At 68.3% G+C, this 26647-nt stretch carries 28 protein-coding genes; 19 read left to right on the forward strand and 9 right to left on the reverse strand.

Annotated elements, in window-relative coordinates; translation table 11 throughout:
- Positions 1-104: 104 nt before the first annotated feature.
- Positions 105-680: a hypothetical protein gene (locus ABZ906_RS44525; RefSeq protein ID WP_361392927.1), complete on the reverse strand. Its 576-nt coding sequence runs from the start codon at positions 678-680 to the stop codon at positions 105-107.
- A gap of 144 nt (positions 681-824) precedes the next feature.
- On the opposite strand from ABZ906_RS44525, the gene ABZ906_RS44530 reads away from it, so the two are divergent.
- From ABZ906_RS44530 to pstB, 10 genes are all read left to right on the forward strand, one after another.
- Positions 825-1238 carry a GntR family transcriptional regulator gene (locus ABZ906_RS44530; protein WP_361392929.1) on the forward strand — a complete coding sequence of 138 codons (414 nt, stop codon included), beginning with the start codon at positions 825-827 and terminating at the stop codon, positions 1236-1238.
- Positions 1235-2137: an ABC transporter ATP-binding protein gene (locus ABZ906_RS44535; protein ID WP_361392931.1), complete on the forward strand. Its 903-nt coding sequence runs from the start codon at positions 1235-1237 to the stop codon at positions 2135-2137. Before ABZ906_RS44530 ends, ABZ906_RS44535 begins: the two co-directional genes overlap by 4 nt.
- Positions 2134-3105: an ABC transporter permease gene (locus ABZ906_RS44540; RefSeq protein WP_361392933.1), complete on the forward strand. Its 972-nt coding sequence runs from the start codon at positions 2134-2136 to the stop codon at positions 3103-3105. The genes ABZ906_RS44535 and ABZ906_RS44540 overlap by 4 nt, the downstream gene beginning before the upstream one ends.
- Positions 3106-3329: 224 nt before the next feature.
- Complete coding sequence (locus ABZ906_RS44545) at positions 3330-5576, forward strand: RNA degradosome polyphosphate kinase (RefSeq protein WP_361392935.1); 2247 nt, start codon at positions 3330-3332, stop codon at positions 5574-5576.
- Positions 5557-6642: a CHAD domain-containing protein gene (locus tag ABZ906_RS44550; protein WP_361392937.1), complete on the forward strand. Its 1086-nt coding sequence runs from the start codon at positions 5557-5559 to the stop codon at positions 6640-6642. The genes ABZ906_RS44545 and ABZ906_RS44550 overlap by 20 nt, the downstream gene beginning before the upstream one ends.
- Positions 6639-7061 carry an NUDIX hydrolase gene (locus ABZ906_RS44555; RefSeq protein ID WP_361392939.1) on the forward strand — a complete coding sequence of 141 codons (423 nt, stop codon included), beginning with the start codon at positions 6639-6641 and terminating at the stop codon, positions 7059-7061. The genes ABZ906_RS44550 and ABZ906_RS44555 overlap by 4 nt, the downstream gene beginning before the upstream one ends.
- Positions 7062-7299: 238 nt before the next feature.
- Positions 7300-8430, forward strand: a complete 1131-nt coding sequence (gene pstS, locus ABZ906_RS44560; protein ID WP_361200944.1) for a phosphate ABC transporter substrate-binding protein PstS — start codon at positions 7300-7302, stop codon at positions 8428-8430.
- Between the two features lie 117 nt (positions 8431-8547).
- The gene (pstC, locus tag ABZ906_RS44565) at positions 8548-9570 is read left to right on the forward strand and encodes a phosphate ABC transporter permease subunit PstC (protein ID WP_361200942.1); all 1023 of its coding nucleotides are present in this window, start codon (positions 8548-8550) and stop codon (positions 9568-9570) included.
- Entirely contained in the window at positions 9567-10622 is a 1056-nt protein-coding gene (pstA, locus tag ABZ906_RS44570; protein ID WP_361200940.1) for a phosphate ABC transporter permease PstA, read from the forward strand. The genes pstC and pstA overlap by 4 nt, the downstream gene beginning before the upstream one ends.
- Positions 10623-10674: 52 nt before the next feature.
- Positions 10675-11451 (forward strand): phosphate ABC transporter ATP-binding protein PstB, encoded by a 777-nt coding sequence (gene pstB, locus ABZ906_RS44575; protein ID WP_361200938.1) that lies wholly within the window; start codon positions 10675-10677, stop codon positions 11449-11451.
- 121 nt (positions 11452-11572) lie between these two features.
- On the opposite strand, the gene ABZ906_RS44580 is transcribed toward pstB, so the two are convergent.
- Together ABZ906_RS44580 and ABZ906_RS44585 are read right to left on the reverse strand one after the other, a co-directional pair.
- Positions 11573-12571, reverse strand: a complete 999-nt coding sequence (locus ABZ906_RS44580; protein WP_361200936.1) for an inorganic phosphate transporter — start codon at positions 12569-12571, stop codon at positions 11573-11575.
- A 9-nt stretch (positions 12572-12580) separates the two neighbouring features.
- The gene (locus ABZ906_RS44585) at positions 12581-13201 is read right to left on the reverse strand and encodes a DUF47 family protein (protein WP_135330927.1); all 621 of its coding nucleotides are present in this window, start codon (positions 13199-13201) and stop codon (positions 12581-12583) included.
- Between the two features lie 239 nt (positions 13202-13440).
- On the opposite strand from ABZ906_RS44585, the gene ABZ906_RS44590 reads away from it, so the two are divergent.
- Positions 13441-13794 carry a metal-sensitive transcriptional regulator gene (locus ABZ906_RS44590; protein ID WP_361200934.1) on the forward strand — a complete coding sequence of 118 codons (354 nt, stop codon included), beginning with the start codon at positions 13441-13443 and terminating at the stop codon, positions 13792-13794.
- Positions 13795-13936: 142 nt separating this feature from the next.
- On the opposite strand, the gene ABZ906_RS44595 is transcribed toward ABZ906_RS44590, so the two are convergent.
- The gene (locus ABZ906_RS44595) at positions 13937-14125 is read right to left on the reverse strand and encodes a hypothetical protein (RefSeq protein ID WP_361200932.1); all 189 of its coding nucleotides are present in this window, start codon (positions 14123-14125) and stop codon (positions 13937-13939) included.
- 184 nt (positions 14126-14309) lie between these two features.
- A complete protein-coding gene (locus tag ABZ906_RS44600; protein ID WP_361392941.1) occupies positions 14310-15128 on the reverse strand; it encodes a hypothetical protein in 819 nt (272 codons plus the stop codon).
- A 378-nt stretch (positions 15129-15506) separates the two neighbouring features.
- Between ABZ906_RS44600 and ABZ906_RS44605 the strand changes: the two genes are divergently transcribed.
- Positions 15507-17093 (forward strand): FAD-binding oxidoreductase, encoded by a 1587-nt coding sequence (locus ABZ906_RS44605; protein WP_361392943.1) that lies wholly within the window; start codon positions 15507-15509, stop codon positions 17091-17093.
- Between the two features lie 482 nt (positions 17094-17575).
- On the opposite strand, the gene ABZ906_RS44610 is transcribed toward ABZ906_RS44605, so the two are convergent.
- Positions 17576-18283, reverse strand: a complete 708-nt coding sequence (locus tag ABZ906_RS44610; protein WP_361392945.1) for a phosphatase PAP2 family protein — start codon at positions 18281-18283, stop codon at positions 17576-17578.
- 306 nt (positions 18284-18589) lie between these two features.
- On the reverse strand, positions 18590-19600 hold the full coding sequence (locus ABZ906_RS44615) for a bifunctional lytic transglycosylase/C40 family peptidase (RefSeq protein WP_361200924.1): 1011 nt from the start codon (positions 19598-19600) through the stop codon (positions 18590-18592).
- A 128-nt stretch (positions 19601-19728) separates the two neighbouring features.
- On the opposite strand from ABZ906_RS44615, the gene ABZ906_RS44620 reads away from it, so the two are divergent.
- Positions 19729-19980: a DUF397 domain-containing protein gene (locus ABZ906_RS44620; RefSeq protein ID WP_361392947.1), complete on the forward strand. Its 252-nt coding sequence runs from the start codon at positions 19729-19731 to the stop codon at positions 19978-19980.
- A gap of 260 nt (positions 19981-20240) precedes the next feature.
- Positions 20241-20942, forward strand: a complete 702-nt coding sequence (locus ABZ906_RS44625; protein WP_361392949.1) for a DUF4232 domain-containing protein — start codon at positions 20241-20243, stop codon at positions 20940-20942.
- Between the two features lie 34 nt (positions 20943-20976).
- Here the strand turns inward: ABZ906_RS44625 and ABZ906_RS44630 are convergent, their stop codons facing one another.
- Positions 20977-21612 carry an NAD(P)-binding domain-containing protein gene (locus ABZ906_RS44630; protein WP_361392951.1) on the reverse strand — a complete coding sequence of 212 codons (636 nt, stop codon included), beginning with the start codon at positions 21610-21612 and terminating at the stop codon, positions 20977-20979.
- A gap of 288 nt (positions 21613-21900) precedes the next feature.
- On the opposite strand from ABZ906_RS44630, the gene ABZ906_RS44635 reads away from it, so the two are divergent.
- Genes ABZ906_RS44635 through ABZ906_RS44650 form a run of 4 tightly spaced genes read left to right on the forward strand, consistent with a single transcriptional unit; the run spans position 21901 to position 24878 of the window.
- Complete coding sequence (locus ABZ906_RS44635; RefSeq protein ID WP_361200916.1) at positions 21901-22227, forward strand: hypothetical protein; 327 nt, start codon at positions 21901-21903, stop codon at positions 22225-22227.
- On the forward strand, positions 22224-23456 hold the full coding sequence (locus ABZ906_RS44640) for a putative T7SS-secreted protein (protein ID WP_361392953.1): 1233 nt from the start codon (positions 22224-22226) through the stop codon (positions 23454-23456). Before ABZ906_RS44635 ends, ABZ906_RS44640 begins: the two co-directional genes overlap by 4 nt.
- 28 nt (positions 23457-23484) lie before the next feature.
- Positions 23485-24171, forward strand: coding sequence for a hypothetical protein (locus ABZ906_RS44645; RefSeq protein WP_361392955.1), 687 nt, complete (start codon positions 23485-23487; stop codon positions 24169-24171).
- Positions 24168-24878: a hypothetical protein gene (locus ABZ906_RS44650; RefSeq protein ID WP_361392957.1), complete on the forward strand. Its 711-nt coding sequence runs from the start codon at positions 24168-24170 to the stop codon at positions 24876-24878. The genes ABZ906_RS44645 and ABZ906_RS44650 overlap by 4 nt, the downstream gene beginning before the upstream one ends.
- On the opposite strand, the gene ABZ906_RS44655 is transcribed toward ABZ906_RS44650, so the two are convergent.
- Positions 24850-25575: a TetR/AcrR family transcriptional regulator gene (locus tag ABZ906_RS44655; protein WP_361392959.1), complete on the reverse strand. Its 726-nt coding sequence runs from the start codon at positions 25573-25575 to the stop codon at positions 24850-24852. The two genes, ABZ906_RS44650 and ABZ906_RS44655, sit on opposite strands and share 29 nt — an antisense overlap.
- 139 nt (positions 25576-25714) lie before the next feature.
- Here ABZ906_RS44655 and ABZ906_RS44660 point away from each other — a divergent pair, with 139 nt between their 5' ends.
- Positions 25715-25936, forward strand: coding sequence for a hypothetical protein (locus ABZ906_RS44660; RefSeq protein WP_361392961.1), 222 nt, complete (start codon positions 25715-25717; stop codon positions 25934-25936).
- Positions 25937-26647 lie beyond the last annotated feature (711 nt).

Here is a 26647-nt window from a genome sequence, read left to right on the forward strand (position 1 = left end):
CCTCGGGCGCCCTGGGCCTCTGCCTCCTGCGCGAATCCCTCGCCTACGCCTGTACGGATGTTCCCCCGGGGAACACCGCGCCCTTCCTCTGTTACTGCGCCGCCCTACTTCGGGTCGAGCGGCTTCAGGCACATGCTGTACTGCACCCGGCCGCGCCGGGTCTGCTCGTAGCGGGACTCGCCCGGCTCGCACTCGGCTTCGTACTTGCTCGTGACCTTGTACTCGGCCGTGGCACCGGAGCAGTCGACCTTTTCCATGTCCGGGCTGCTCGTGGACCCCTTGTTCTGCACGCAGTCACCGATCTCGGCGGCCGCGGGCGCCTTGGCGGCCTCGCTGCCGGGGCCGGTGGTGTTGCCGCGGCTCGAGTACCACCAGACGCCCGCGATGACACCGGCGATGAGCAGGACCACCACCTTCATCAGCGGTGACTGCCGGTTGAACGAACCGCCACCGCCACCGCCACCGCCGCGCGGGCGCTGGGGCTGCTGGGGCTGCTGAGGTGCGAACTGCTGCTGTCCGTAGGGCTGCTGCGGCTGCTGACCGTACTGGGGCGGTGGCCCCTGGTACGGCGGCTGGCCCTGATATTGCGGCTGGCCCTGGTACGGCGGCTGACCCTGGTACGGCTGCTGGCCGTAGGGCTGCTGTGGCTGCTGGTAGCCGCCGTGAGGCGGCGGAGGCATGGACAAGGCAAGTCCCCCGACTTTCCATACGTGTTCACGTCAATGCTGAGCGGCAGACGTTACAAGACCCGGCGCCCCTTGACGGAACCGCCCCCCTTGCACCACCCTTTCACTACTCAATTAGTGAAAGGGTGGTGCAAGGGCATGGTCGAGTTCCGTATCGACCGGCGCAGCGGCGTCGCCACCTATCTCCAGATCGTCCAGCAGACCCAACAGGCCCTGCGCCTGGGCCTGCTGGAGCCGGGCGACAAGCTGCCCACGGCGCGTGAGGTCGTCGAGGCGACGGCCATCAACCCGAACACGGTCCTGAAGGCCTACCGCGAACTGGAACGCGAGGGCCTGGTCGAGGCCCGCCGCGGACTCGGCACCTTCGTGCGGAAGTCACTGGGCTCCACGCCCACCGACTCCCCGCTGCGGGGCGAGCTGAGCCAGTGGGCCGCAAGGGCCCGCGCCTCCGGTCTGGAGAGGGACGACGTCGCGGCGCTGTTCAGCGCCGTACTCGAAGAGCAGTTCACACAGGCAGAGCAGCAGCACGTGACCGAGGGGGACCCCGCATGACCGACACCGCCATCGAGGCGGCCGCGCTTGCCATGAGTTACGGGCGGCGGGGCCATGCCCTGCTCGACTGCTCCTTCCGGCTGCCCGCCGGACGGATCTGCGCGGTCGTCGGGCCCAACGGCGCGGGCAAGTCGACCCTGCTCGCCCTCGCGGCCGGACTCCTGAGGCCCACCGGGGGTGCCCTCACGGTGCTCGGTACCGACCCGGCCGCCGCACGCGAGCACGTCGCGTACGTCGCCCAGGACAAGCCGCTCTACCCGCAGCTCAGCATCGCCGACACCCTGCGGCTCGGCGCCGAGCTGAACCCGGGGCACTGGGACGCCGACCTCGCCGAACGTGTCGTACGCGAAGGCGACTTGGACCCGTCACTGCGCATACGCACGCTCTCCGGAGGCCAGCGCACCCGCGTCGCGCTCGCCCTCGCGCTCGGCAAGCGGGCCGAACTCCTTCTCTTGGACGAGCCGATGGCCGACCTCGACCCGCTCGCCCGGCATCAGCTGATGGGGACGCTGATGGCCGAGGCCGCCGAGCACGGCACCACCGTGGTGATGTCCTCGCACATCGTCGGCGAACTGGCCGAATCCTGCGACCACTTGCTGCTCGTATCCGGCGGCCGGGTGCGGCTCGGCGGCGGCATCGACGACCTCGTCGGCGCGCACGCCCTGGTCACCGGGCGCCGCCCCGTCGAGGACCTCGCCCCGCACACCGTCGTCGAATCCCGCGCCACCGGACGCGGCCTGGCCGCGCTGATCCGCCCCGAGGGCCCGGTCGGCGAAGGCTGGGACGTCGAAGAGCCGTCCCTGGAGGAACTGTTGCTCGCCCATCTGCGCTCGCCGGAGGCCCCGGCGCTCCTCACTCCGAGCACCACGGCCCGCACCGAGCGCGAGGTGACGGCATGAGCGCGCCTCTCCTTCGCGGTCCGCGCTGGGCGGACGTCCGGCTGCATCGCACCACCTTGTGGACGGCGCTCGGCCTGCTCGTCTTCGCGGCCGTGCTGACCGGCTTCTTCCGGTGGGCCGCCGCGGCTTACCCGCAGACGCTGGACAGCTGCGGGGCAGGGCCCTGCGAGAACGCCTTCCTCGGCTTCGCGAGCGCCCAGGACCTCCTGAACGAGTTCATGCGGAAGGCGTCCAAGGGGCTGCTCCTGCTCCCCCTCCTGATCGGCGTCTTCGTCGCGGGCCCGATGGTCGGCCGCGAGCTGGAGTCCGGGCTGCACCGGCTCGCCTGGGTCCAGTCGGTCACCCCGGCGCGCTGGCTCGCCTCGAAGCTGACGGTGGCCGCGACCCTCGCCGTCGCCGGAACGCTCGCCCTCATGGGTATCTTCCAGCTCGGTGCCTCCGGCGTCCTGGGCCGCTGGAACCTCTCCTGGAGCGAGCAGGGCGTCTTCGAGACGACGGGCCCCACTCTGGTCGCGTACTCCCTGCTCGCCGTGGCCGTCGGCGCGCTCGCCGGGCTCCTCGTGCGCCGGACGCTGCTCGCCATGTCCCTCACGGGCCTGGTCACCGGTGGCGTCCTGCTCGGTCTGGGCAATCTGCGCTGGCATCTGTTCCCGGTGGACACGGTCTCGGGGCCGGCATCGGGCACGTCCACGAGCTACACGATGCACGATCTCCCCGTGGACTCCCTGATCATGGACATGGGGGTGCACAACGCCGCCGGTGAACGCTTCGTCGCCGGGCAGTGCTCCCCCGATCAGATGGCCGACTTCCCCTGCCCCAGCGACACCGGCATCACCGGCTGGTACGCGGAGTTCCACCCTCACGCGCACTTCTGGTACGTCCAGTTGATAGAGACGGGTATCGTCCTCGCCCTCACCGCCGCAGTCTCCTACGCGGCGTTCCGCGTGCTCAGGCGCCGTACGGCCTGAAGCCCGGGCCCGTGAAGAACAACCCCCCGGACGTGTAGACGTCCGGGGGACCCCGGCACATGTCCCGCACGTCATGTCGCCGTAACCAGCGATTCAGACTGGCTTGCGATCCTCGCTCAATGCAGCCCGCCGTGCCCGACCCTCTCCCCATGAACGGGAAGCTTCATCTCACCCCGGCATCCTCCGACGCGCCTATCGGTGTCCCCGCGCGGAAGAATGGGGCCATGAGCCAGCCCAGCACGCAAGGTCAGGTCCAGCACGCCCAGCCCTCCGTAGGCTCCATCGCCGCCCACCGCCCGCACACGCTGTCCGCCGCGGTCTCCGACCTCGACCCCGACATCGATGCCGACCTCGACGCGTACGACGAGGACGGCCAGGTGGGGCACGACGGGCAGGAACTGCCGCAGGGCCGGTTCCTGGACCGGGAGCGCAGCTGGCTGGCCTTCAACGAGCGCGTTCTGGAGCTCGCCGAGGACCCGAACACCCCCCTCCTCGAACGGGCTAATTTCCTGGCGATCTTCGCCTCGAACCTGGACGAGTTCTTCATGGTCCGGGTGGCGGGTCTGAAGCGGCGCATCGCGACCGGCGTCGCCACCCGTTCGGCCTCAGGTCTGCAGCCCCGCGAGGTCCTCGAACTGATCTGGAACCGTTCCCGCGAGCTCATGGCCAGGCACGCCGCCTGCTACCAGGAGGACGTCGCCCCCGGCCTCGCCGACGAGGGCATCCACCTGGTCCGCTGGAACGAGCTCACGGAGAAGGAGCAGTCCCGCCTCTTCACGCTCTTCCGCCAGCAGATCTTCCCCGTCCTGACCCCCCTCGCGGTCGACCCGGCGCACCCCTTCCCGTACATCTCGGGCCTCTCGCTGAACCTCGCCGTGGTCGTACGCAACCCGGTGTCGGGACACACTCACTTTGCGCGCGTGAAGGTACCGCCGCTGCTCTCCCGCTTCCTTGAGGCCTCCCCCCAGCGGTATGTCCCCATCGAGGACGTCATCGCCGCTCCCGCGCACCTCGCGGAGCTTTTCCCGGGGATGGAGATCCAGGAGCACCACATGTTCCGGCTGACCCGGAACGAGGATCTGGAGGTGGAGGAGGACGACGCCGAGAACCTTCTCCAGGCCCTGGAGAAGGAGCTCATGCGGCGCCGTTTCGGGCCGCCCGTGCGCCTTGAGGTCGAGGAGTCCATCGACCGGAACGTCCTCGACCTGCTCGTGCGCGAGCTGAAGATAAGCGAGGCCGAGGTCTATCCGCTGCCGGGCCCGCTCGACCTGACGGGGCTCTTCGGCATCGCGGCCCTCGACCGGCCCGAGCTGAAGTACCCGAAGTTCATCGCGGGCACGCACCGCGACCTCGCCGAAGTAGAGTCCGCTTCCGCCCCGGACATCTTCGCCGCCCTTCGCGAACGCGACGTACTTCTGCATCACCCGTACGACTCGTTCTCCACGTCCGTGCAGGCCTTCCTGGAGCAGGCGGCCGCCGACCCGAACGTCCTCGCGATCAAGCAGACGCTGTACCGGACATCGGGCGACTCCCCGATAGTCGACGCGCTGATCGACGCCGCCGAGTCGGGCAAGCAGGTGCTCGTCCTGGTCGAGATCAAGGCGCGCTTCGACGAGCAGGCGAACATCAAGTGGGCCCGCAAGCTGGAGGAGGCGGGCTGCCATGTCGTCTACGGCCTCGTCGGTCTGAAGACGCACTGCAAGCTGTCGCTCGTGGTCCGCCAGGAGGGCGACACCCTGGTCCGCTACTCACACGTGGGTACGGGCAACTACCACCCCAAGACGGCCAGGCTCTACGAGGACCTGGGGCTGCTCACCGCCAAGCAGGAGGTGGGCGCCGACCTGTCCGACCTCTTCAACCGGCTCTCCGGCTACTCGCGCCGCGAGACCTACCGCAGGCTCCTCGTCGCCCCCAAGTCCCTGCGCGACGGCCTGATCTCCCGCATCGAGAAGGAGATCCAGCACCACCGCGCGGGCCGCCCGGCCTACGTGCGCATCAAGTGCAACTCGATGGTCGACGAGGCGGTCGTGGACTCCCTCTACCGCGCGTCGCAGGCGGGCGTGCCGGTGGACGTGTGGGTGCGCGGGATCTGCGCGGTGCGGCCCGGCGTCGCGGGGCTCTCGGAGACGATCCGGGTCCGTTCCGTGCTCGGCCGCTTCCTGGAGCACTCCCGCGTCTTCGCCTTCGGCAACGCGGGCGAGCCCGAGGTGTGGATCGGCAGCGCCGACATGATGCACCGCAACCTCGACCGACGTATCGAGGCACTGGTCAGGGTCACCGACCCGGCGCACCGGGCGACGCTGAACCGGCTCCTGGAGACCGGCATGTCGGACACCACCGCCTCCTGGCACCTGGGCGCGGACGGCAACTGGACCCGGCACGCACTGGATCCGGAGGGCCAGCCCCTGCGGAACGTACAGGAGACGCTCATTGACGCCCGGAGGCGCCGGCGTGGCACAGCTAAACCATGAGACGACCACGGGCGACGTCCTGTCGGCCTATCTGCAGGGCCAGGCCACGGAGTTCCTGCGCTCACTGAGGCTGCACCGCGAGTCGACGACCGACGCGCAGGGCGCGGAGGACTCCCTGGAAGCGGCCCGCGCCCTGCGCCGCGCGGCCCGCCGCATCGGCGGCACCCTGCACACGTTCCGCCCGCTCCTCGACCAGGAGTGGGCGGCCGGGCTGCGGCCCGAACTGGCCTGGCTCTGCTCCACGCTGGCCCGCGAACACGCGTTCGCGGCCCGCCTCGACCGCCTCCTGGACGCCTTGCACCGCCTCTCGGGCACACCGCAGGTACCGGCACCCGTCACGGCCGGCGCGCCGGCCGCGGGCAGGCGTTCCGCTGCCGCGGGGCGGACCGGCTGGGCGCAGCCCGCGACGCGGGGCGCCGACGACCAGGGCAGCACCCCGAGGGGCCTGACGGTGGGCGCGGCCAAGGCGGCGGCCCTCCTCGAGCGTCAGCTGACCCTCGCCCGTACGCGGGCCCACTCCGCCGCGCTGCAAGCGTTCGGCTCCTCCCGCTTCCACGCGGTCGCGGACAACGTGGCCGTACTGGCCAGCGAGGTCCCGCTGATCCGGGCCGCGGAGGACTTGAAGCCCCTCGCGGCCAGGGCAGAGGAAGAGCTGGCGGAAGCCGTCGCCGGGCTCCCCCTGGGCCAGGCGGGCCACCCGTACAACGCGGAAGCGCTGACGCACGGCCTCGCCGCCGAAACGGACGCCGCCCCCGAGGCCCAGGACCTCCCCTGGTTGCACACCCGCACCCTGCTGCGCCTGCACAGATACGCCAGGGAAGTCCTCGTCGGAAGCCCGGACGACGACCCGCGCCTCGCGGAGGCGAGCCACGCCCTGGACCGCCACCGTGACGCCGCGGACGCCGCGTCGGCCGCGGCATCGGCCGCCCGCACCCCCCGCATCGCCCCGGCGACGGCGTACGCCCTCGGCGTCCTGCACGCCGACCAGCGTCACGAGGTGGAAGCGGCCCGCTTCATGTTCCACCAGGCCTGGCTCCGCGAGACGGAAGCGGTGAGCACCCCATGACGTATGCCGATGGTGAGGTCGTCCGTGCCGCGGGCTGTGTCCTGTGGCGCCACTCCCCCTACGACGGGGAGCTGGAGATCTGCCTGGTCCACCGGCCGAAGTACGACGACTGGTCGCACCCCAAGGGCAAGCTGAAGCGCACCGAGGCCCCGTTGGCCGGCGCCCTGCGCGAGGTCGAGGAGGAGACGGGGCACCTCTGCGCCCCCGGCGCCCGGCTCCCCACGGTCCGCTACCAGGCCCAGGGCCGCCCCAAAGAGGTCAGCTACTGGGCGGCGGAGGCGACGGGCGGTCACTTCACGCCGAACAACGAAGTCGACCGCATCATCTGGCTCTCCCCGGCCGCGGCCCGCAACCGACTCACGCAAGCCCGCGACCAGCAGCTCGTCGATGCCCTGCTCGGGATCCTCAACCCGGCGTAACGAGTCCACTACGTTCCGTGGTGCGGGGCCTAACCAGGCCGACCGCCGAGGTTCACCCGCCGTTCACTCCTGCCCATCGGCCGCTTCATCTGCCCTGCCTAATTTCAGCCGTACAAACACAACGTAAGACCGCAGAACCCGCAGGACAGCAGGACCGCAGGACAGCAGAACCTCGTACGACGAAGACCTCGCACGCCGCCAGCAACGAGCCGGCGGCTCCCGGAAGGAAAACCCGAAAGTGAAGCTTCAGCGCAAGAACCGGCTCCGCGCCCTCTCTCTCGGCGCCATCGCCGTCTCCGGCGCCCTGGCCCTCACGGCGTGCGGCTCCGACGACACGAGCGGCGGCAGCGGCGGCAGCGGCAAGGAGAGCGCCGCCAACGCCAACATCAAGTGCGATGACGCCAAGGGGCAGCTCGCGGCCTCCGGTTCGTCCGCGCAGAAGAACGCCATCGACGCCTGGCGCAAGGTCTACTCGACCGCCTGCAAGGACGTTCAGCTGAACTACAACCCGACGGGCTCCGGCGCCGGCATCACCGCGTTCATGCAGGGCCAGACCGCCTTCGCGGGCTCCGACTCGGCGCTGAAGCCCGAGGAGATCGCGGCGTCGAAGAAGGTCTGCCAGGACAGCCAGGCCATCGACCTGCCGATGGTCGGCGGCCCGATCGCCGTCGGCTACAACGTGCCCGGCGTGGACAACCTCGTCCTGGACGCCGAGACCCTCGCCAAGATCTTCGACGACAAGATCAAGACCTGGGACGACAAGGCGATCAAGAAGCTGAACCCCGACGCCAAGCTCCCCGGCACCAAGATCCAGGCGTTCCACCGCTCGGACGAGTCCGGTACGACGGACAACTTCACCAAGTACCTCAAGGGCGCGGCCCCCTCCGCCTGGTCGCACGAGCCCAGCAAGTCCTGGGAGGCCAAGGGCGGCCAGTCCGCCAACGGCTCCTCCGGTGTCGCGGGCCAGGTCAAGCAGACCGAGGGCGCCATCTCGTACTTCGAGCTCTCCTACGCCTCCGAGGACATCAGCACGGTCGACCTGAAGACCGACGCCAAGGAGCCGGTGAAGGCCACCGTCGACAACGCCTCCAAGGCGATCTCCGAGGCCAAGGTCGTCGGCAAGGGCAACGACCTCGCCCTGGAGCTGAACTACAAGCCCACCGCCGAGGGCGCCTACCCGATCACCCTGGTGACGTACGAGGTCCTCTGCGAGAAGGGCAACAAGGCCGAGACCCTCGCCGCGACCAAGTCCTTCCTGACCTACATCGCCAGCGAGGACGGCCAGAACGTTCTCAAGGAGAACGACTACGCGCCGATCCCGGCCGAGATCATCGCCAAGGTCCGCACGACCGTCGCGGCCCTCAGCTAGCTGAACCGAGTGCGGCCGGCCCCGCGAACCAGGGCCGGCCGCACCGTCCGGTGCACCGCCGCCAGGAGCAACTCCCGCCGAACAAGCGGTGATCGGCTCCGCAGACCGGAGAATCCCATGGATATACCAAGTAGTACGACCTCACCTCCACCCCTCCACGACGTCAAGCCGTCGCAGGTCACGCCCAAGCGTGCCGCCCGCGGCGCCACCCGCCCCGGTGACCGGATCTTCCTCGGCCTCTCGCGCGGCTCCGGCATCGCCCTCCTGGTCATCATGGCCGCCATCGCGGCCTTCCTGACCTACCGGGCGGCCCTCGCGCTCTCCGACAACACGGGCAACTTCCTCACCACCTTCGAGTGGGACCCGGCCGGTACGACCACCGGCGGCAAGCCGTTCTTCGGCATCGCGGTCCTGGTCTTCGGCACCGTGGTGAGCTCGATCATCGCCCTCGTGATCGCCGTCCCCGTCGCCATCGGCATCGCGCTGTTCATCTCGCACTACGCGCCGCGCAGCCTGGCGACCCCGATCGCCTTCGTGATCGACCTGCTCGCCGCCGTGCCGTCCATCGTGTACGGCCTGTGGGGCGCCCTCGTGGTCGCCCCGAACCTCACCGGCCTCTACAGCTGGCTCGACGACTACTTCGGCTGGACCGGGATCTTCGAGTACCAGGGCGGCGCCCCGCGCTCCCTGATGACCGTCGGCATCCTGCTCGCCATCATGATCCTTCCGATCATCACGAACGTCAGCCGCGAGGTCTTCCTCCAGGTCCCGAAGATGCACGAGGAGGCCGCGCTCGCGCTCGGCGCCACGCGCTGGGAGACCATCCGCATGTCGGTGCTCCCCTTCGCCCGCTCCGGCGTCATCTCCGCCTCGATGCTGGGCCTCGGCCGCGCGCTCGGCGAGACCATCGCCGTCGCCACCGTGCTCTCCCCGAGCTTCGTGATCAACGCTTCCGTGCTCGACTTCGGCGGCGGCACCTTCGCGCAGAACATCGCCAGCAAGTTCAACGAGGCCACCGAGTACGGCCGTGACGCGCTCATCGCCTCCGGCCTGGTCCTCTTCGTCATCACCCTGCTGGTCAACGGCGCGGCCCGCCTGATCATCGCGCGCCGCAAGGAGTACTCGGGGGCCAACGCATGAGCGCCACGACCATCGCCAAGCAGCCCTCGACCCTGCGGGGCGCGCAGCTCCCGCGCTGGACGCCGGCCGTCGTCGCGCTCGGCTCCGCCGCGATCGCCATCGCCATCGGCGTGGGCGCGGACCTGCACAGCCGTATCCAGTGGGGTCTGATCGCGGCCCTCCTCTACATCGTCGCCTCGTACGTCATCGCGGTGGCCGTCGAGGGCAAGCGCCAGGCCAAGGACCGCCTCGCCACCTCGATGGTGTGGGTCATGTTCCTGCTCGCGGTCGTCCCGCTGGCCTCCCTGATCTACGAGACCATCGAGCGCGGCTCCACCGTCTTCAACGGCTACTTCCTGACCCACTCCATGGGCGTGATCGCCGACGACGAGCCCGGCGGCGGCATCTACCACGCGATCCTCGGCACCCTGGAGCAGGTGCTCCTCGCCTCTCTGATCGCCGTGCCGATCGGCCTGCTCACCGCGATCTACCTCGTCGAGTACGGGCGCGGGAAGCTCGCCAAGACCGTCACGTTCTTCGTGGACGTCATGACCGGCATCCCCTCGATCGTCGCGGGCCTGTTCGTCCTCAGCTTCTGGATCCTCATCCTGGGCTTCGACTTCTCCGGCTGGGCCGGCGCCATGGCGCTCGCCATCCTGATGATGCCGGTGGTCGTGCGCTCCACGGAGGAGATGCTCAAGCTCGTCCCGAACGAACTGCGCGAGGCCTCACTGGCCCTCGGCATCCCGAAGTGGCGGACGATCCTGAAGGTGGTCCTGCCCACCGCGATCGGCGGCATCACGACCGGCGTCATGCTCGCGGTCGCCCGTATCGCGGGCGAGACCGCGCCGGTGCTGCTCCTGGTCTGGGTGAACCCCATGATCAACACGAACCCGTTCGAGGGCTCGCAGGCCTCGCTGCCGCTGTACATCTACCAGCAGTACGCGGCGGGCAACCAGGCCGGTTACGACCGCGCCTGGGCGGCGGCCCTGGCCCTCATCGGCTTCATCATGATCCTCAACCTGGCGGCCCGCGGCGTAGCCCGCTGGAAGGCCCCCAAGACGGGCCGCTGACGCGGCCACTCAGCGACCCTCTCGTACCCCCTCGAAAGAAGCAGTGATCCCCATGGCCAAGCGAATCGACGTATCGGGCCTGACCGCCTTCTACGGCTCCCACAAGGCCATCGAGGACATCTCGATGACCGTGGAACCCCGCTCCGTGACCGCCTTCATCGGCCCCTCCGGCTGCGGCAAGTCCACCTTCCTGCGCACCCTCAACCGCATGCACGAGGTCACCACCGGCGGCCGCGTCGAAGGCAAGGTGCTCCTGGACGACGAGGACCTCTACGGTTCCGGCGTCGACCCGGTCAACGTGCGCCGCACGATCGGCATGGTCTTCCAGCGCCCCAACCCCTTCCCCACGATGTCGATCTTCGACAATGTGGCGGCGGGCCTGCGGCTCAACGGCTCGTACAAGAAGAGCGAGCTGAACGCGATCGTCGAGAAGTCCCTCAAGGGCGCCAACCTCTGGAACGAGGTCAAGGACCGCCTGAACAAGCCCGGCTCCGGCCTCTCCGGCGGTCAGCAGCAGCGTCTGTGCATCGCGCGGGCCATCGCGGTCGAGCCGCAGGTCCTGCTCATGGACGAGCCCTGCTCGGCCCTGGACCCGATCTCGACGCTCGCGATCGAGGACCTGATCGGCGAGCTCAAGGAGCGCTTCACGATCGTCATCGTGACGCACAACATGCAGCAGGCGGCGCGCGTCTCGGACCGTACGGCCTTCTTCAACCTCGCGGCGGTCGGCCAGCCCGGCAAGCTCGTCGAGATCGACGAGACGGAGCGGATCTTCTCCAACCCGTCCGTGCAGGCCACCGAGGACTACATCTCGGGCCGCTTCGGATAAGCCCCACCCACTCCCCGCGGTGCTGCATGGCGGTGCCACCGCAGGGGCAACAAAGAAAGGCCCGCCCCCTGGCTCCCGGGGGGCGGGCCTTTCCGTTGCGCGTGTTGTGCGTCCGTTGTCCCTAGAGGAACGCGAGATTCACGATCCAGAAGCTCACCGCGGCGACAATGGCTGCGGCGGGCATCGTGATGAACCAGCCCAGAATGATGTTCTTGGCGACACCCCAGCGCACCGCGTTCACACGCTTGGTGGCGCCCACACCCATGATCGCGGAAGTGATCACGTGCGTGGTCGAGATCGGCGCGTGGAACATGAACGCGGTGGTGAACATGATGCCCGCGCCGGTGGTCTCGGCGGCGAATCCCTGCGGCGGGTCCAGCTCGATGATCTTGCGGCCGAGCGTCCGCATGATGCGCCAGCCACCCGCGTACGTACCGGCGGAGAGCATGAGCGCACAGGCGATCTTGACCCAGATCGGAATCGGCGCGTCGGCGTCCTGCACGTCGGAGATGACCAGGGCCATCACCACGATGCCCATGGTCTTCTGGGCGTCCTGAAGACCGTGCCCGAGCGCCATTCCGGCCGCGGACACCGTCTGCGCGATACGGAACCCGCGCTTGGCCTTGTGCGGGTTGGACTTCCGGAACATCCACATGATCGCGCACATCACCAGATAACCGGCGACAAGGCCGACCACGGGCGAAAGGAACATCGGAATCACGACCTTGTCGAGGACTCCGGACCAGATCACCCCGATTCCGCCGGCGAGCGCGGCTCCGACCATTCCACCGAAAAGCGCGTGGGAGGAGGAGGAAGGCAGCCCGAAGTACCAGGTGATGAGGTTCCAGACAATGGCGCCCACCAGGGCGGCAAAGAGGATCCACATTCCCTTGTTGCCTTCGGGCGTCTCGATCAGACCCTTACTGACCGTCTTGGCGACCCCGCTGCCCATGAAGGCGCCGGCGAGGTTCATGACGGCGGCCATCGCGAGAGCCGCGCGGGGCGTCAGCGCACGCGTGGAGACGGAAGTGGCGATGGCATTCGCAGAGTCGTGAAAGCCATTCGTGTACGTAAATCCGAGCGCGACGCCAATGGTCACGATCAAAGCAAAGGTGTCCATGGAGAGGCCTCAGGACTCCTTGACCGCGATGGTCTCCACCGTGTTCGCGACGTGCTCGAACGCGTCGGCCGCCTCTTCAAGCACGTCGACGATCTGCTTGAGCTTCAGTACCTCTATGGCGTCGTACTTGCCGTTGAAGAGCTGAGCGAGAAGCTTGCGGTGAATCTGGTCGGCCTGGTTCTCCAGACGGTTGACCTCGATCCAGAACTCGGTGAGGTTGTCCATCGTCCGCAGGTTCGGCATGGCCTCAGCCGTGAGCTCGGCGGCTCGCGACAGGACCTCGATCTGCTGCTCGACACCCTTGGGGAGTTCTTCGACCTGATAAAGGACGACCAGGTCGACGGCCTCCTCCATGAAGTCCATGATGTCGTCGAGGGACGAGGCCAGGTTGTAGATGTCCTCGCGGTCGAACGGCGTGATGAAGGAGGAGTTCAGCTGGTGGAAGATCGCATGTGTGGCGTCGTCTCCAGCGTGTTCCGCTGCCCGCATACGCTCTGCGATCTCGGCTCGGGCGGAGGCATCGGCCCCGAGCAGTTCCATCAGGAGCTTCGAGCCCGTGACAATGTTGTCCGCGGATGCGGCGAACATGTCGTAGAAGCTCGTCTCCCTGGGGGTCAGACGAAAGCGCACGTGGGGTCCTCGGGGTGCTTTGGATTCGGTCAGGCTGATGCTAGGCGCATCATCCGGCCACGGCTAACCGGCCAGACCCCAGTGTCGCCCATCAGGCACAGTGATCAGCACGCCCCCCGAGCAATCGAGTATCCTATACCCACCTGGGGTATAGGAAGCCAGGGGTGCAGGAAGCCAGTCGAGCCCGTGGCTTTCCTAGTGACTGCCCAGCAGAGTGACTGTCCAAGCAGGAGGACGCGATGACGACCACTGATGCGGCCGGTGTGGCCATGAACACCGAAGCGCCCTCCGAGCCCGGCCACGACCAGGGTGTCCACGGGTACCACAAGCAGAAGGACGAACACCTCAAGCGCCTCCGCCGCATCGAGGGCCAGGTCCGGGGCCTGCAGCGGATGGTCGAGGAAGACGTCTACTGCATCGACATACTCACCCAGGTCTCCGCGGGCACGAAGGCCCTGCAGTCCTTCGCCCTGCAACTCCTGGAGGAGCACCTGCGCCACTGCGTGGCGGACGCGGCGGTCAAGGGCGGCGACGAGATCGACGCGAAGGTCGAAGAGGCGACCAAGGCGATCGCGCGCATGATGCGCACCTGAGGCCGCAGGTCGGATGATCGGTCGGTCGGCTGGTCCCGCGGGTCGGCTGGTCTGCTGGACGGGCTGAAGGTGGATTGAAGGCGGATTGAAGGGGTGCGGCAGGGCCCGGGCCGCTCCCCGCCCCGGTGTCCGGGGCTCGGGACTACTCCCGGTTATCGCCTCGCCGCTGCTCCACACCAGTGGAGACGTTCAGGACCTCGTCAATGCGGTCGGCGCTCAGCCTTTCCTCACCGGCGGCACTCGCCGCGATGATGAGTTCGCCGCACAGCTCGATCTCGGCAAGGGCAACGTGGTCCTGAACAGTCGTACCGCGCACCAGAGCCACGTTCATCACCTCTTCCTGACCTTGCGTCCTGCCGGTACCGACTTCCTAGAGTAGGGAGCGGCCTACACACCGCGCATGGCACGGACGGACCATTTCCACACCCCCGGACGCAACTAGCCGGCTCCCGCTCCCTCCTGCCCCTTCCCCCTCCTTCTGGGCTGTTTTCCGCCCGCTTCCGCCTGCTTCCCGCCTACTTTTCGGCGATCTTCCCCGCGAAAATGTCCTTGCTCGCAGGGAGCCGCACACCCACCCGCACCCCGAAGTCGAAGAGCAGCGTCGTCGACGTCACCTCCGCGTTCGCGACACTGAACTGCTGCCGGAGCTTGCGCAGCCGCCCCTGCTCGTCGAGGTAGGCGTCGAACGGGATCTTGCCCTTGCTGAACCCTTTCGCCGCCGCACTCAGCGCCCGCCGCTGCCCCGGGGAAGCGGACTTCGCGGCGCTCGGCAGGTCCGTCGTCCCGCGGTAGTGCCGCACCGGCACGCCCGCCACCGCCGTCTCACCGACGTACGACGCCTTGCTCACGCCCCGCAGCAGCTCCGCGGCGGCGAGCGGGTCGGTGGCGCCGCCCGTGACGAGGTTGCCGTCCGAGAGCGTCGTCGTGTCGATCCGTACCCACTTGTCGGCGGGTACACCGGCGCCCCGGTTCTTCATGTAGAGCGCGCCGCTCGCCATCAGCTCGGTAATGGGACGGTGCTCGTCGTCCCCGGCGGGGTCCTTCGGCAGGACCACCACGAACCGCCCGACCTGCCGCCGGTAGTCGTACGAGCCCTTCCCGCGGATGGTCACGCGGGTACCGCCGCTGGCCATCTCCATGGACGTACGCGCCTTGGAAGTCTCCGCGCGGACAAGGGCGTCGGCGGACTTCCGCACCGCGTCGACGGCGTCCTCGGCAGCGCGCCGGTCGTCCGCGACGGCCCCGCCCCCCGAACAGCCCGTGGCGACGGCCATGAGACCCACCGCCGCGGCCGTGATGGCCGCTCCGCCTGTGCGCCTGTACTGCTGACCCATCGCCCGACTACCCCCAAGCCTTCCCGCGAGGTTCTGTAGCCCCCTGTCTTTCCGTGTAACGACCGGTACGTTGACCCGTCACGCGCGAGAGCCCCCGCCGGGCCCGGGTACGGTGGAGACGTGGCCGAGGAGCAGCAGCACGAACCCCATCGCACGACGACGGTCGAGCAGGGCCGATTCTGCGCCGCCCGGTGCAGCTGCGGCTGGCGAGGACCGGCCCGCAGAGCCCGGAGCAAGGCCAGGACGGACGCGGAGTCCCATCTGTCGGACAGGTAGGCCTCGGGGCGCCCCGCACAACTCCCCTTTCCGCTCACCGGAACCCACGGCTCTCGTACGCCGTCTCGTACTCCGGGAAGCAACCGGAGGCGGAGGCGCGTCATGGAACGACGTACGTTCATCAGCACCACGGCGGCGGCGACTGCGGCCCTCGCCGCGGCGGGGTGCTCCGGATCGGGCAGCGGCAGTGGCGGCGGAGGCGGTGGCGCCACGTCCCACAGCAAGAGCGCGCCCGGCTCCAGTACGCCCATCCGCTCGTCGAGCGCCGCCGCGTCCGCCTCCGCGAACCTCACCGCCCTCGCCAGGGACCTGGACGGCACCCTGGTCAAACCGGGCGAGGCCAAGTGGGCCGCGGCCCGCCAGCTCTACAACACGCGCTACGACACCCTGAAGCCGACGGCGGTCGCGTACGTCGCGGGCCCCGACGACATACGTACGACGCTCGCCTACGCCCGCGCGCACGACGTCCCGGTCTCCATACGCAACGGCGGCCACTCCTACGGGGGTTGGTCGTCCGGCACGGGCCGCCTGATCATCGACGTGTCGAAGCTGAACAAGACGCGGGCCAGTGGTTCGACGGCCACGGTCGGCGCGGGCGCGAAGCTGATCGACGTGTACCGCGCCCTCGCCGCGAAGGGCGTGACGATCCCGGCGGGCTCCTGCCCGACGGTCGGCATCTCGGGCCTGACCCTGGGCGGCGGCCACGGAGTGGTGTCACGGGCGTACGGCCTGACCTGCGACAGTCTCACCTCGGCGACGCTCGTCACGGCGGACGGCAAGCTGCTGACGGCGAGCAAGAGCGAGAACAAGGACCTCTTCTGGGCGCTGCGCGGCGCGGGGAACGGGAACTTCGGCGTGGTGACGGAGCTGGGCTTCCGCACGCACGCGGCTCCGCAGGGCGTCTCGGCGTACATGAACTGGCCGTGGTCGAAGGCGGCGGCGGTCATCAAGGCGTGGCAGGAGTGGGGCCCCGACCAGCCGGACGAGATCTGGTCGTCGGCGCACGTGGCGAACACGCCGGGCGGCACTCCGACCGTCTCGGTCTCGTGCTTCTCCCTCGGCACGTACGGGGAGCTCCAGAACGCGGTGGACCGCCTGGCCGACAAGATCGGCGCTCCGGCGCGCAGCGTCTCCCTGAAGCGGCGCTCGTACGAGGAGTCGATGGAGGTGTACGCGGGCTGCTCGTCCTTCTCGTCGGACGCCCAGTGCCATCTGCCGGGCGCGACGCCGGGCCGTAGCCCGCAGGGGGCGCTGAACCGCGAGACGTACGCGGCGAGTTCGGACTTCTTCGACCGCTCCCTCTCGGCGGCGGGCATCCGCGCCCTGCTCTCCCAGGTGGAGAACGTGACGGGCGCGAGCGGGGGCAGCATCGCGCTGACCGCGCTCGGCGGTGCGATCAACCGGGTCGACCCGACGGCCACGGCCTTCGTGCACCGCCGCAGCCGGATGCTGGCCCAGTACATCGCCTCGTGGCGCCCCGGCACCTCGGGCAAGCCGGCCCGGGCCTGGCTGAAAACGGCCCACAACGCGATGTCCCGCTACGCCTCGGGAGCGGCCTACCAGAACTACGCCGACCCCACCCTGAAGAACTGGCGCGAGGCGTACTACGGTTCGGCGTCCCCCCGCCTGAAAACCCTGAAGAAGCAGTACGACCCAAAGCGAGTCTTCGACTACGCGCAGGCGATCTAGTTCTTCCGGCTCCCAGCCCGTCCGGCGTTTGAGGACGAACTCGGCGAAGCCGGTGATTGACTGCACCCAAGCCCAAGCCCAAGGCCAAGGCCCTCGCGCCAGCGAGTTTTCGGGAAGGGGCGGGGTTGGGGACAAAGCCCGTTCCCCCGGACGGCCGCGCCCCGCAACCCGAACAGCTCACCCGACACGCCCTCAGGTGGCCCACTACGCTGGCCCCCGCTGCTCTAGGGGTATGACCCCACGAATAGCCACAGCCGCAGCCACCACAGCCGCCCTACTGGCCTTCGCGGCCCCCGCAGCCCACGCGGCCACCGCCGAGGCCGAAGCCGATCACCCCGCAGCAGGCCCCCTCACCGCAGCCTCCGCAGGAGTGACCGCGGCGGCGGCCGGCACAGGCTGGTGGCTGCTGAAGCGCCGCCGCTCAGAAGCAGACCCAGAAGTAGACCCAGAAGCCGCTTCAGAGGCAGAGACAGCGGCAGCCGCTACGCCGCAAGCCCCCGCTCATCGGGGCCCGCGGCCCCGGACGCCGCCCGCTGCGGAAGCTCCGCCACATCCTCGCCCCGCGGCTTCGCCCACACGAGACGGCCACCCCGCCCCGACCCCCCGACGGCCTTCGCCACAGGGGTGAGCAGAGCCATCGCCAGCGGCGAGAGCAGCAGCGCGACAGCCGTCCCGAGTGCGAATCCGCCCACGACGTCCGTCGGATAGTGCACGCCCATAAAGACCCGGCAGAAGCCTTCGAGCAGGGCGAGAGCTATGCCGACAAGACCGAACTTCCGGTTGGCCACGAAAAGCCCGACGCCAAGCGCCATCGCGAGCGTCGCGTGATCGCTCACGAAGGAGAAGTCGGTCTTTCCGTGCACAAGGAGCTCAAGGCCGTCATGGTCCTTGAAAGGCCGCCGCCGCTCGACGAATCCACGGATCGGCACATTCACCAGGACGGCGATCCCGGCCGCCAACGGCGCCCAGACGACAGCGGCGACAGATGAAGCGGCATCGTCCAGCGTCGCGCGCTTTCTCTGCCCCCACCAGCACCAGACGACCAGCAGAACAAGCGCGAGCAACAGCCCGTACTCACCGACGAATGCGACCGACTTGGCCAGCCAGTCCGGCGAATCCTCAGCCAGGCCGTTGATGTCGTAGAGCAGGCTGACGTCGGGGTTCGACCCGGTTGTATCGAGTCCAGCCATGGTGCTGTGGCCCCTTGTCTTCTCGCCTCGGACGCACCTTGCCGTACGCCCTGCCATCAACCCCCGTGGTCAGTGCTGCTTGCTGCGTGGTCAATGCCGCTCGCTACTGGGTGGTCGCGCTCTTCCGGTCACTTCAGTCAAGGGAACGCCCGGTCCCCCGTACTACGTTCCGCTCTCCACCGAATGATCACGCAGACGTTATCGAAGAGAGACTCATCGCCGCAGCTCAGAGAAGTGTACTGACGGAGAGTTCAAGCCATATAACGCCCCGCGCACACGCCCCGTATGAGCCTTTTACGGTGCCTCTCAAGCCGCCGATGGCTTGCTGGGCACGGCATTCGCCCCGTCCTCGGTGACGCGAGTCGCGCCAAAATAATCCGGCGTGTCGATCGGGTCGAACCGGATCACCGCACCGGCCCGTGGCGCGTTAATCATGTAACCCCCGCCCACATAGATCCCGACATGCCTGATGGCGCGGGAATTGGTGAGGTCGTCCGAGAAGAACACCAGGTCACCCGGGAGCAGTTCGTCCCGTTTCGGATGTGGTCCGGCGTTGTACTGGTCGTTGGCGACGCGCGGCAGATCGATGTCCACGCTTCGATAGGCGGCGAGCGTAAGACCGGAGCAGTCGAACCGGCCGCCCTGCTCGGGGGTTCCATTGCCGCCCCACAGATACAGCGTGCCGAGCTTCTTCTGCGCGTAGTAGATGGCTCCCGCCGACTGCTGCGAGGGCTGAACCCGGCTGGTGGGGCGGGCGAAGCTCTTCTCCAGGTTCGTGATGGTCTTCACGTAATTCTGGGTCTCGCGGTAAGGCGGCACGCCGCCGTACTTGATGACGGCGTAAGCGCCCGCGTTGTACGCGGCGAGCATGTTCTTCGTCGGGCTTCCCGGCGCGTCCTTCACATAACTCGCGAGTTTGCAGTCGTACGACGCGGCGGACGGGATGGCGTCCTTCGGGTCCCAGACGTCGCGGTCGCCGTCACCGTCACCGTCGACCCCGTGCGTGGCCCAGGTCCCCGGGATGAATTGCGCTATCCCCTGGGCCGCGGCCGGGCTCTTGGCGTTCGGATTGAACCCGCTCTCCTGGTACAGCTGCGCGGCGAGCAGGGCGGGGTTGATGGCCTTGCACAGATTGCCCCACTTCTGGACGAGGGGCTGGTAGCTCGCGGGCACGGCGCCTTTGGCGAGGCCGACGTTGCCCTGCCCGGCGCCGTCGGCGATGCTTCCGGCCGCCATGTACGTCCCGACGACGAGCAGAGCTATGAAGCTCATCGACCCGCTGACGCCAACGGCCGCGACCAGCCACGCCTTACGCACCGTCAACCACCCCTCACCGCACGGGAGTCCACCGCGCCTCAGTGTAGAGCCGCCACCCGTGCCCGCGGGGGATCTTGGATCTGCGGGCCGGGGATTGGGATCCGCGGTGCGGGGATACGGTTACGGGCATGGCCGAACACGTCCCCTCGAACCTCGACTGGATCCGCGCCGCCCCCGAGGGGGAGGAGGGCCCCGGACCATGGATCGAGATCGCGTACGGCCCGCAGGACGCGGTGTACCTCCGGGAGACCAGCGACCCGGAGAACGTCGTGACGACGACCCGGAAGAAGTGGGACGCGTTCGTACTGGGCGTACAGGCGGGCGAGTTCGACCACTTCGTGGAGGGCGTGGAGGGTGTCGGGGGCGTGGGGGACGCTTAGGCGCGGAGGGCCCTGGCCCTGGCCCCGTGTCCATGACCAATGTCCATGATCAAAACTTCGCCCGCGCGTTCCACCCGGCCGTTCCAGGCGAGGTACGTATCCGCAGGTCAGGGCCCTGAAACCATTCCAGCGTCCCGGATGACCCGGCGTTCCTTGTCCCCGCCGGGACCCGCCCCCTTAGCTGTGATCACCACAGCCCAGCACTGCTCACGTACTGAACTCACGTACTGAGCTCGCGTACTGACTCCGGGGGACCACCCATGAAGCACACCCGTAAGGCCGTCGCCGTCGTCATCGGTCTCGTCGCCGCCCTTTCGCTCACCGCCTGCAACGGCGACGACAACGCGTCGTCGGGGACCGACAGCAAGCCCACCGCGTCGGCGGACCAGGGCGGAGGCGGCTCGGACACGGACACCGGCAGCGACGCCGGCGGCACCGGCGAGGGCTCCGACGGCGGCGAGGGTTCCGACGGCGGGGACGCCCGGGGCGACGCTCAGGGGACGGCCGCGGGCACCGGGGACAACAGCAACGGCAAGGTCGGCATCTGCCGCACCGACGAGCTCGAAGTGAATGCCACGGACAACACCACCGACAAGACGGAAGGCGTCGTCACCGTCGTCTTCAAGAACGGCGGCGGCCGGGACTGCTCCATAAAGGGCTACGCGGGTGTCGATCTGACGGCATCCACGGGCGACACCCTCTCGGTGGACCGCAACGGCGAGCAGGCCGTGCCCGGAGTCCTGAAGGACGGCGATTCCGCCGCCTTCAACATCACGTTCCCGTACAACAACTCGGGCGGCTCCGGCGTCCGCATCAAGAGCCTCGTCGTCACGCCCCCGAACGAGACCAAGCACGTCACGCTGGACTGGCCCGCGGGCACGCTCCCGGTCTCGGACGGCGAGGGCGCGGTCAAGCTGGAGATCAGCCCGGTCGGTACGGTCAGCGACTCCCCGGCCGGCTGACAGCACGCCCACCGCATCAAGCCCAGGCACCTGCTCAGGCGGCCCGCGGCCGAATGACCTTGATGCCGAACCCGTACGACCCGATCGCCTCCGCCACCCCCATGAACAGCAGCGCGAAGTGCTCCTGCCCGCGCGCGGTCCCGATGCCTCCCAGGTCCAACTGGGAGGCATCGGTCCATCCCAGATCGTTGAGCAGCAGCCGGACCGTCCCCTTGGCGGCGTCATCGTCACCGGACAGGAAGATCGTCCCCGCCTCCTCCAGACTCCCCGGGTCCTTCATCACCACGGAGTCAACGGTGGCAAGCGTCTTGACCACCGACAGCTCGGGAAACGCCGCCTGAACCTCCTCGCCGAGGCTGTAGTTGGGATGCGAGAGCGCCATGCCTTCGGTGAACCCGACCCCGACGTCAACCAGCACTTTCCCGGCCAGAGCCGCAGCCCCGATCTCCTCCAGCACGCCCATCGACGCCGTACCGGGCGTGGCATTGACCAGCACACCCCCGTGAGCGGCGGCCTCCCGCACCCCGACAACGGCAAACCCGTCCAGCTCCGGCACCTCTCCCCGCTCCTTCGGGGATCGAGACCCCAGTACGACGTCGTGCCCCGCCACCTGCCACCCGGTGGCCAGCGCCCGAGCAACATTTCCGGTTCCCAGCAGTCCGATTCGCATGAGATCGACGCTAAGAGTCCCCCGTACGAGGGAAATCGGACGGAGGTCGCGGATGCGGTGGTCCCGTCGACGTACTCCACCAGCCCTAGCCGGGCCACAGACCCCGCACCGCACAACTAAGATCTTTTGCAAACGACGATTCCCCTCCTTCCCCCAGTTTTCGATTCCCACCCCTGCTCTGCCCGGTACATGCAGGTTGGGGCACCTATGGCGCAAACTTCGCACTGGCGAAATTGTGTGCCCCGCGGCTAGCGTCGACTGACCCACGACAACCGCCAGGGGGCAGGAATGGCCGAGAGGCTGAGGCTCGACGCCGTCGAGCTCGACGGATTCATGAAGCTGCTCGATGGATCCGTCACGTCCTTGAAGGGACTGCGAAACGCCCTGTCCGGCGCGACTGGCGGCGGCCTCGGGACGGGCGAGCTCGACAAGGCCTGCGAAGAGTTCCAGGAGGACTGGAAGTACGGCGCGGAGCAGATCGGCGAGCAGGCGGAGGATCTGAGCAAGATCATCGGGCAGAGCAAGGACGCCTTCCTGGAGGTCGAGGACGCGCTCGTGAAGGCGTTGCACAAACCCGGAAAGACCAATGACGACACGGTAGAGGTGCCGAAGTGACGGATACCTCCACCTATCCGCACCTTGGCTTCAATCCCGCCCCCGGCAACTGCGACACCGTAAAAGAGCTGCAGAAGAAGCTGACCAATTGCGTCACCGTCCTGCGCGACACCCGCAAGGTCGTCACCAAGCTGATGGACGGCAGCTACTGGGAGGGCGATGCGGCGGTCGCCTTTCGCGAGACCATCGACGGCGGGCCGCTGACGCTCAACCTGAAGAACGCCGCACGCTCCATCGAAAAGGCCGCCAAGCAGCTGGAGCGTTGGGAAGGCGATCTGGAGGACTACCAGCGCCGGGCGAAGGCGCTGGACGGCAAGGCCAAGGAGGCGCGGGAGGCGCTGAAGAGCGCGCAGGGGCACGCCGACACCGCCGGTGACGATCCCGACCTGGACAAGAAGGGCAGCAAGCAGGACGACGCGAAGAAGTCCCTGAAGCTCGCCAACGGCAAGGTCGAGGATGCTCAGGCGGAGCTCGACCGGATCCTGGGCAGGGCGCGGAGCCTGGAACACGAGCACACCGAGCGGTCCAATCACCGCGCGGAAAAGATCCGCCAGGCAACGGACAAACTGGCACCGCACGAGCCCAACTGGCTCGAGGACTCCTGGGAATGGATCAAGGAAAACCTTCCGGACATCCTCAGCGCGGTTGCGGGCGCCCTTGCGCTGGCGGCTCTGATCTTCACGGGTCCTATTGCGCTGCCGCTTCTGCTGGTGGGGGCGGCTGTTTTCAGCGTGGGGGCGCTTGCTTATCGACTTTCAGAGCCGGAGGTCCGTGCGTCCCTGTGGGACGGATTCACCAAGGGGGAGTTCGACTCCGACTTCTTCAGCAACTTGGTTTCGGTGGGGGCCGACACCCTAGGGATGGTGCCTGGGCTCGGAGCCGCCGCCAAGGGCGGCATCGAAGCCACACAGGCGATCCGCAACGGAGGTGAAGTCCTGAGCCTCGGAGGGAAGATGGCCAAATACGGCACTGCGATCTCGGACAAAGCCACTGAAGTCAGCAACTTGGCCAACCCCTTGCTCGAGCATGCGTTCAGTTGGTCAGCGAGTCCGCAGGTGTGGGTCGACAGCGTGGGCAAGGCTTCCGGCGGCATCGGCCTTGTGACCGCTGGATACGGCTTGTTCGATGACGACGAGCGCAGAGGTGAGGTCGGGACCGGGGTCGACGGCGCGCGACTCGGCGTCGACGTGCCCGGATTCCCGGCTGCCGCACGCTACCTCTTCTCGTGACCTTCTCCTCTGCAGAAAGAGCCACCTAGTGAACCCTGCCGACTTCACCACCGCGTGGGACCACCCACCGACGCGTCGTGCCTGGATCCTGCTCATGCTGAAGAACGTGGCCGGCCTGATCGTTTGGATCGGTGTCTGGATTGCGCTTCTGGGAGTTTCGCTCAAGACACCCAACTGGGCCGTATGGATCTTCATGCCGTACTGGATCTACAGCCCTTATCGCATGCTCGTCCAGTTGAGTTACATCCCCACAGCTCTGCGCATGCGACGCATTCTGCAGAGCTACCCGTGGCAGGTGCTTCGCGGCGTCTCGAACGGCCTCTCAAAGAAGCCAGAGGTTCTGGGTAATCAGTTCGGATGGTTCGAGTTTCCCAACCCTGCCGACCCAGAACGGCAACTCCCTCTGGTCTTCGCCAAACACTTCCGTGTCACCTGGTGGCACCGCCGCATGGCTCCCCGCGCCAAACCTCAGCTGAAGGCACAGATTGAGACGGTCTGGTTCGCCGGCGACCCTCGCATGATCGGTCTTATCGCCGCACCCACTCCGAGCGGCACGACTCCTCGCCGGATGATGATTCTCAACCAGCGCCTGGCATCAGCCAACACTGCCTCCATCACGGAGTGGGGTGCCTCGCCCTCGGACCTCGAGCAGGCTCGACGTGCCGGATTTGCCCCGGCTACTGATCCACTCCGCAAGAAGGAGATGCCCCGTTGAGTACCCCTGGGTTCATGCTCGATAAATCGATGGATGACCCCAACGCACACTTCTGGTTCGCCATCCCCGCGGGCTTCAACCCGATCCCCATCAGCGCGCTGCTGAACCCGCCCTGCTCCGCCGGAGCCGACGAGTTGCACGCCGCCCTTGAGCCAATCCTGGCCTCCGCCCCTGACGACGCCTCCCGCAAGAAGCTTCTGACGCAACTTGCTCTGGTCCAGCAGCTACTGGCTGTTTTGGTCGAAGGCTCCACCGTGCACTGCTCAATCGGCCTGCATCGCAACGACATCTCCGGCGGCGAAGGCGATGAGAGCAACGGCGGCCACCTGTTCTCCCTCTTCACCCTGTCCTGGCGGGACATCGCCACCGCCTCACCAGCCGTCACCGCCGCGCGAGCTGTCGCAGGTGCCGAGGGGCACACCCATATCGAGTACCTCGAACTGCCCTGCGGACCGGCGTCATTCAGTGAGATCGTCCGTACCCCGAACGCCGAATCCGGCCTCCCCCAGACCCCGCTCCTCCAGATCTTCGCCCACCTCCCGCACCCGGACGGCAAACGCCTCGTGGGCCTCACGCTCGGCACCACCGCCGTGAACCGGCGTGCGGAGTACCGAAGCCTCCTGCACCACATCGCCGAGAACGTCAGCTTCGTGGACCCTCTACTGGAGGCCGAAGAGATCAAGCGAGCTGCGGCCGGGCGGGGCTGAAGATTTTGTCCAGGTGGTAGTCGAGGGTGTTGCGTACGTCCGTCAGGGTGCGGCGTTCGTGGAGTATGTCGCCTCCTAGGCCGACCGCCGCTGCCACCAGGAGGTCCGCCTCGCGTTGGGCGTTCAGGCCCGGGGCCGTCTGACCACTCGTCTGCGCCGTGGCGATGAAACCGGCGACGAGTTCCTCCAGGGGGTGGTCGTCGCTCAGGAAGACCGCGGCGATCGCGGGGTCGGTGAGGCTGCGGGCGTAGTACGCGGAGAACACGCGCAAGGCCATGGCCCGTTGGGCGTCCAGGGGCAGGAACTCGTCCAGCATCGCGCTGAGTACGCCGCGGAGGTTCGCGGGGTCGTAGTGGACGCGGGTGCGTGCGAGGCGCTCGTTCTCGCGGTGGAGCAGGTGCAGGGCGGCCACCAGGAGCTCGTGCTTGCTGCCGAAGTGGTACTGGACCACCCTCAGCGATACGTCCGCCTCCGCCGCGATCTCCCGCATGCTCGCCGCGTCAAGACCCCGCTCGGCGGCGATGCGCCATACCGCCTCCGCGATCTGGCGGCGTCTGCGCGAGCGGGCGTCGGACGTGGGGGTGAGGCGCTCGGGCGCGGGGACCGGCGGTCGCTTCCGCTGGCGGTAGGCCCTCGCCTGACAGCTGCGGGAGCAGTAGAGAGCGGGGCGGCCGCGGCGCTTGCCGGCGGCGCTCATTCCGGCACGGCAGACCGTGCACCGGGGTCGAATTTCGTCACGCACATCCTCCACTATAGGGCGTGGAATGTGTGACTTAATGCAGGGAAATTGCTTCTGGTGGCGGTAATTCTCGTAACTCCGTTGATACGTTCGTATCGTGAAATACGACTTCCTGCAGATCCTCGGCGCCGTTCTCCTGTGTTTCTCCGCGCAAGGTCTCATCCGGCTGCTCATCGACCACGACTACGCGGGCCTCCTCGGCTGGCTCCCCGGCGGCTTCGCGCTCCTTCTGAGCGCGTACGTCGTGGCGGTCGCAGCCGGCTTGCTCCTGACTGGCTGGTCCCACACCCGGGCGAAGGCTCTCGGGCGACGGGACTGAGGGCTGGGCGGGTTGCCCGTATTGTGCGCGCTGCGTGTACTGCGTGCGCTGCGTGTACTGCGTGCGCTGCGTAAACAGTTGACTGGTGTCCAACTTTCCCCGATCGTAGGGGAATTGGGCGCAAATCAAGGCGCTGCGTTGTGACGGCTGGGGGGAGCCGAACATGCAACCTGGGGACGATCACGCGGTGTCTGCTGGCCAGGGGCCTGACGATGCGGTGCCTGGCCGGGGGCCTGACGGTACGGCGGCCGACAGGGAGCCCGCCGACGCGGCGCCTGGGCGAGGGCCTGCCGACCCGGCGCCTGACTCGGAGCCCAGCGACGCGGTGCCTGGCCGGGGGCCCAGCGACGCGACATTCGGGCCAGAGCCCAGTGACGTAGCGTCCGAGCCTGAGCCCAGTGATGCCGTTCCGGGCGGGGAAGGCGTGGGCGCCGACGCAGGCGTGCGCGACGACTCGGGCTCGGGCGCGGGGCCGGGTGAGGTGCAGCGGCCGACCTCGGATGCGACGCCCGACGCGGTGCCGGAGTCGACGCCCGGCAGCACGACGCCAACCGGCCCCAGCCCGGACAGAAGTCAGCACCCCGCGTCGGACGCAACCCCGAATGCAGCTACTGCAGGCCCCACGCCAACCGAGCCGACCGCCGGTGAGAGCCAGCACCCCGCGCCAAGCCCGACGCCGGTTACGACGACGCCAACCGAGCCCAGCCCGAG

The sequence above is a fragment of the Streptomyces sp. NPDC046925 genome, assembly GCF_040644915.1.
Taxonomy (GTDB): domain Bacteria; phylum Actinomycetota; class Actinomycetes; order Streptomycetales; family Streptomycetaceae; genus Streptomyces.

Coding starts and splice junctions, on each gene's coding strand:
- ABZ906_RS44630 (WP_361392951.1), bottom strand. CDS start 21,612: ATGCGAATCGGACTGCTGGGAACCGGAAATGTTGCTCGGGCGCTGGCC.
- ABZ906_RS44595 (WP_361200932.1), bottom strand. CDS start 14,125: ATGAACGTGGCTCTGGTGCGCGGTACGACTGTTCAGGACCACGTTGCC.
- ABZ906_RS44545 (WP_361392935.1), top strand. CDS start 3,330: ATGAGCCAGCCCAGCACGCAAGGTCAGGTCCAGCACGCCCAGCCCTCC.
- ABZ906_RS44635 (WP_361200916.1), top strand. CDS start 21,901: ATGGCCGAGAGGCTGAGGCTCGACGCCGTCGAGCTCGACGGATTCATG.
- ABZ906_RS44535 (WP_361392931.1), top strand. CDS start 1,235: ATGACCGACACCGCCATCGAGGCGGCCGCGCTTGCCATGAGTTACGGG.
- ABZ906_RS44655 (WP_361392959.1), bottom strand. CDS start 25,575: ATGAGCGCCGCCGGCAAGCGCCGCGGCCGCCCCGCTCTCTACTGCTCC.
- ABZ906_RS44605 (WP_361392943.1), top strand. CDS start 15,507: ATGGAACGACGTACGTTCATCAGCACCACGGCGGCGGCGACTGCGGCC.
- pstB (WP_361200938.1), top strand. CDS start 10,675: ATGGCCAAGCGAATCGACGTATCGGGCCTGACCGCCTTCTACGGCTCC.
- ABZ906_RS44625 (WP_361392949.1), top strand. CDS start 20,241: ATGAAGCACACCCGTAAGGCCGTCGCCGTCGTCATCGGTCTCGTCGCC.
- pstC (WP_361200942.1), top strand. CDS start 8,548: ATGGATATACCAAGTAGTACGACCTCACCTCCACCCCTCCACGACGTC.
- ABZ906_RS44525 (WP_361392927.1), bottom strand. CDS start 680: ATGCCTCCGCCGCCTCACGGCGGCTACCAGCAGCCACAGCAGCCCTAC.
- ABZ906_RS44555 (WP_361392939.1), top strand. CDS start 6,639: ATGACGTATGCCGATGGTGAGGTCGTCCGTGCCGCGGGCTGTGTCCTG.
- ABZ906_RS44620 (WP_361392947.1), top strand. CDS start 19,729: ATGGCCGAACACGTCCCCTCGAACCTCGACTGGATCCGCGCCGCCCCC.
- ABZ906_RS44540 (WP_361392933.1), top strand. CDS start 2,134: ATGAGCGCGCCTCTCCTTCGCGGTCCGCGCTGGGCGGACGTCCGGCTG.
- ABZ906_RS44590 (WP_361200934.1), top strand. CDS start 13,441: ATGACGACCACTGATGCGGCCGGTGTGGCCATGAACACCGAAGCGCCC.
- ABZ906_RS44580 (WP_361200936.1), bottom strand. CDS start 12,571: ATGGACACCTTTGCTTTGATCGTGACCATTGGCGTCGCGCTCGGATTT.
- ABZ906_RS44530 (WP_361392929.1), top strand. CDS start 825: ATGGTCGAGTTCCGTATCGACCGGCGCAGCGGCGTCGCCACCTATCTC.
- pstA (WP_361200940.1), top strand. CDS start 9,567: ATGAGCGCCACGACCATCGCCAAGCAGCCCTCGACCCTGCGGGGCGCG.
- ABZ906_RS44610 (WP_361392945.1), bottom strand. CDS start 18,283: ATGGCTGGACTCGATACAACCGGGTCGAACCCCGACGTCAGCCTGCTC.
- ABZ906_RS44600 (WP_361392941.1), bottom strand. CDS start 15,128: ATGGGTCAGCAGTACAGGCGCACAGGCGGAGCGGCCATCACGGCCGCG.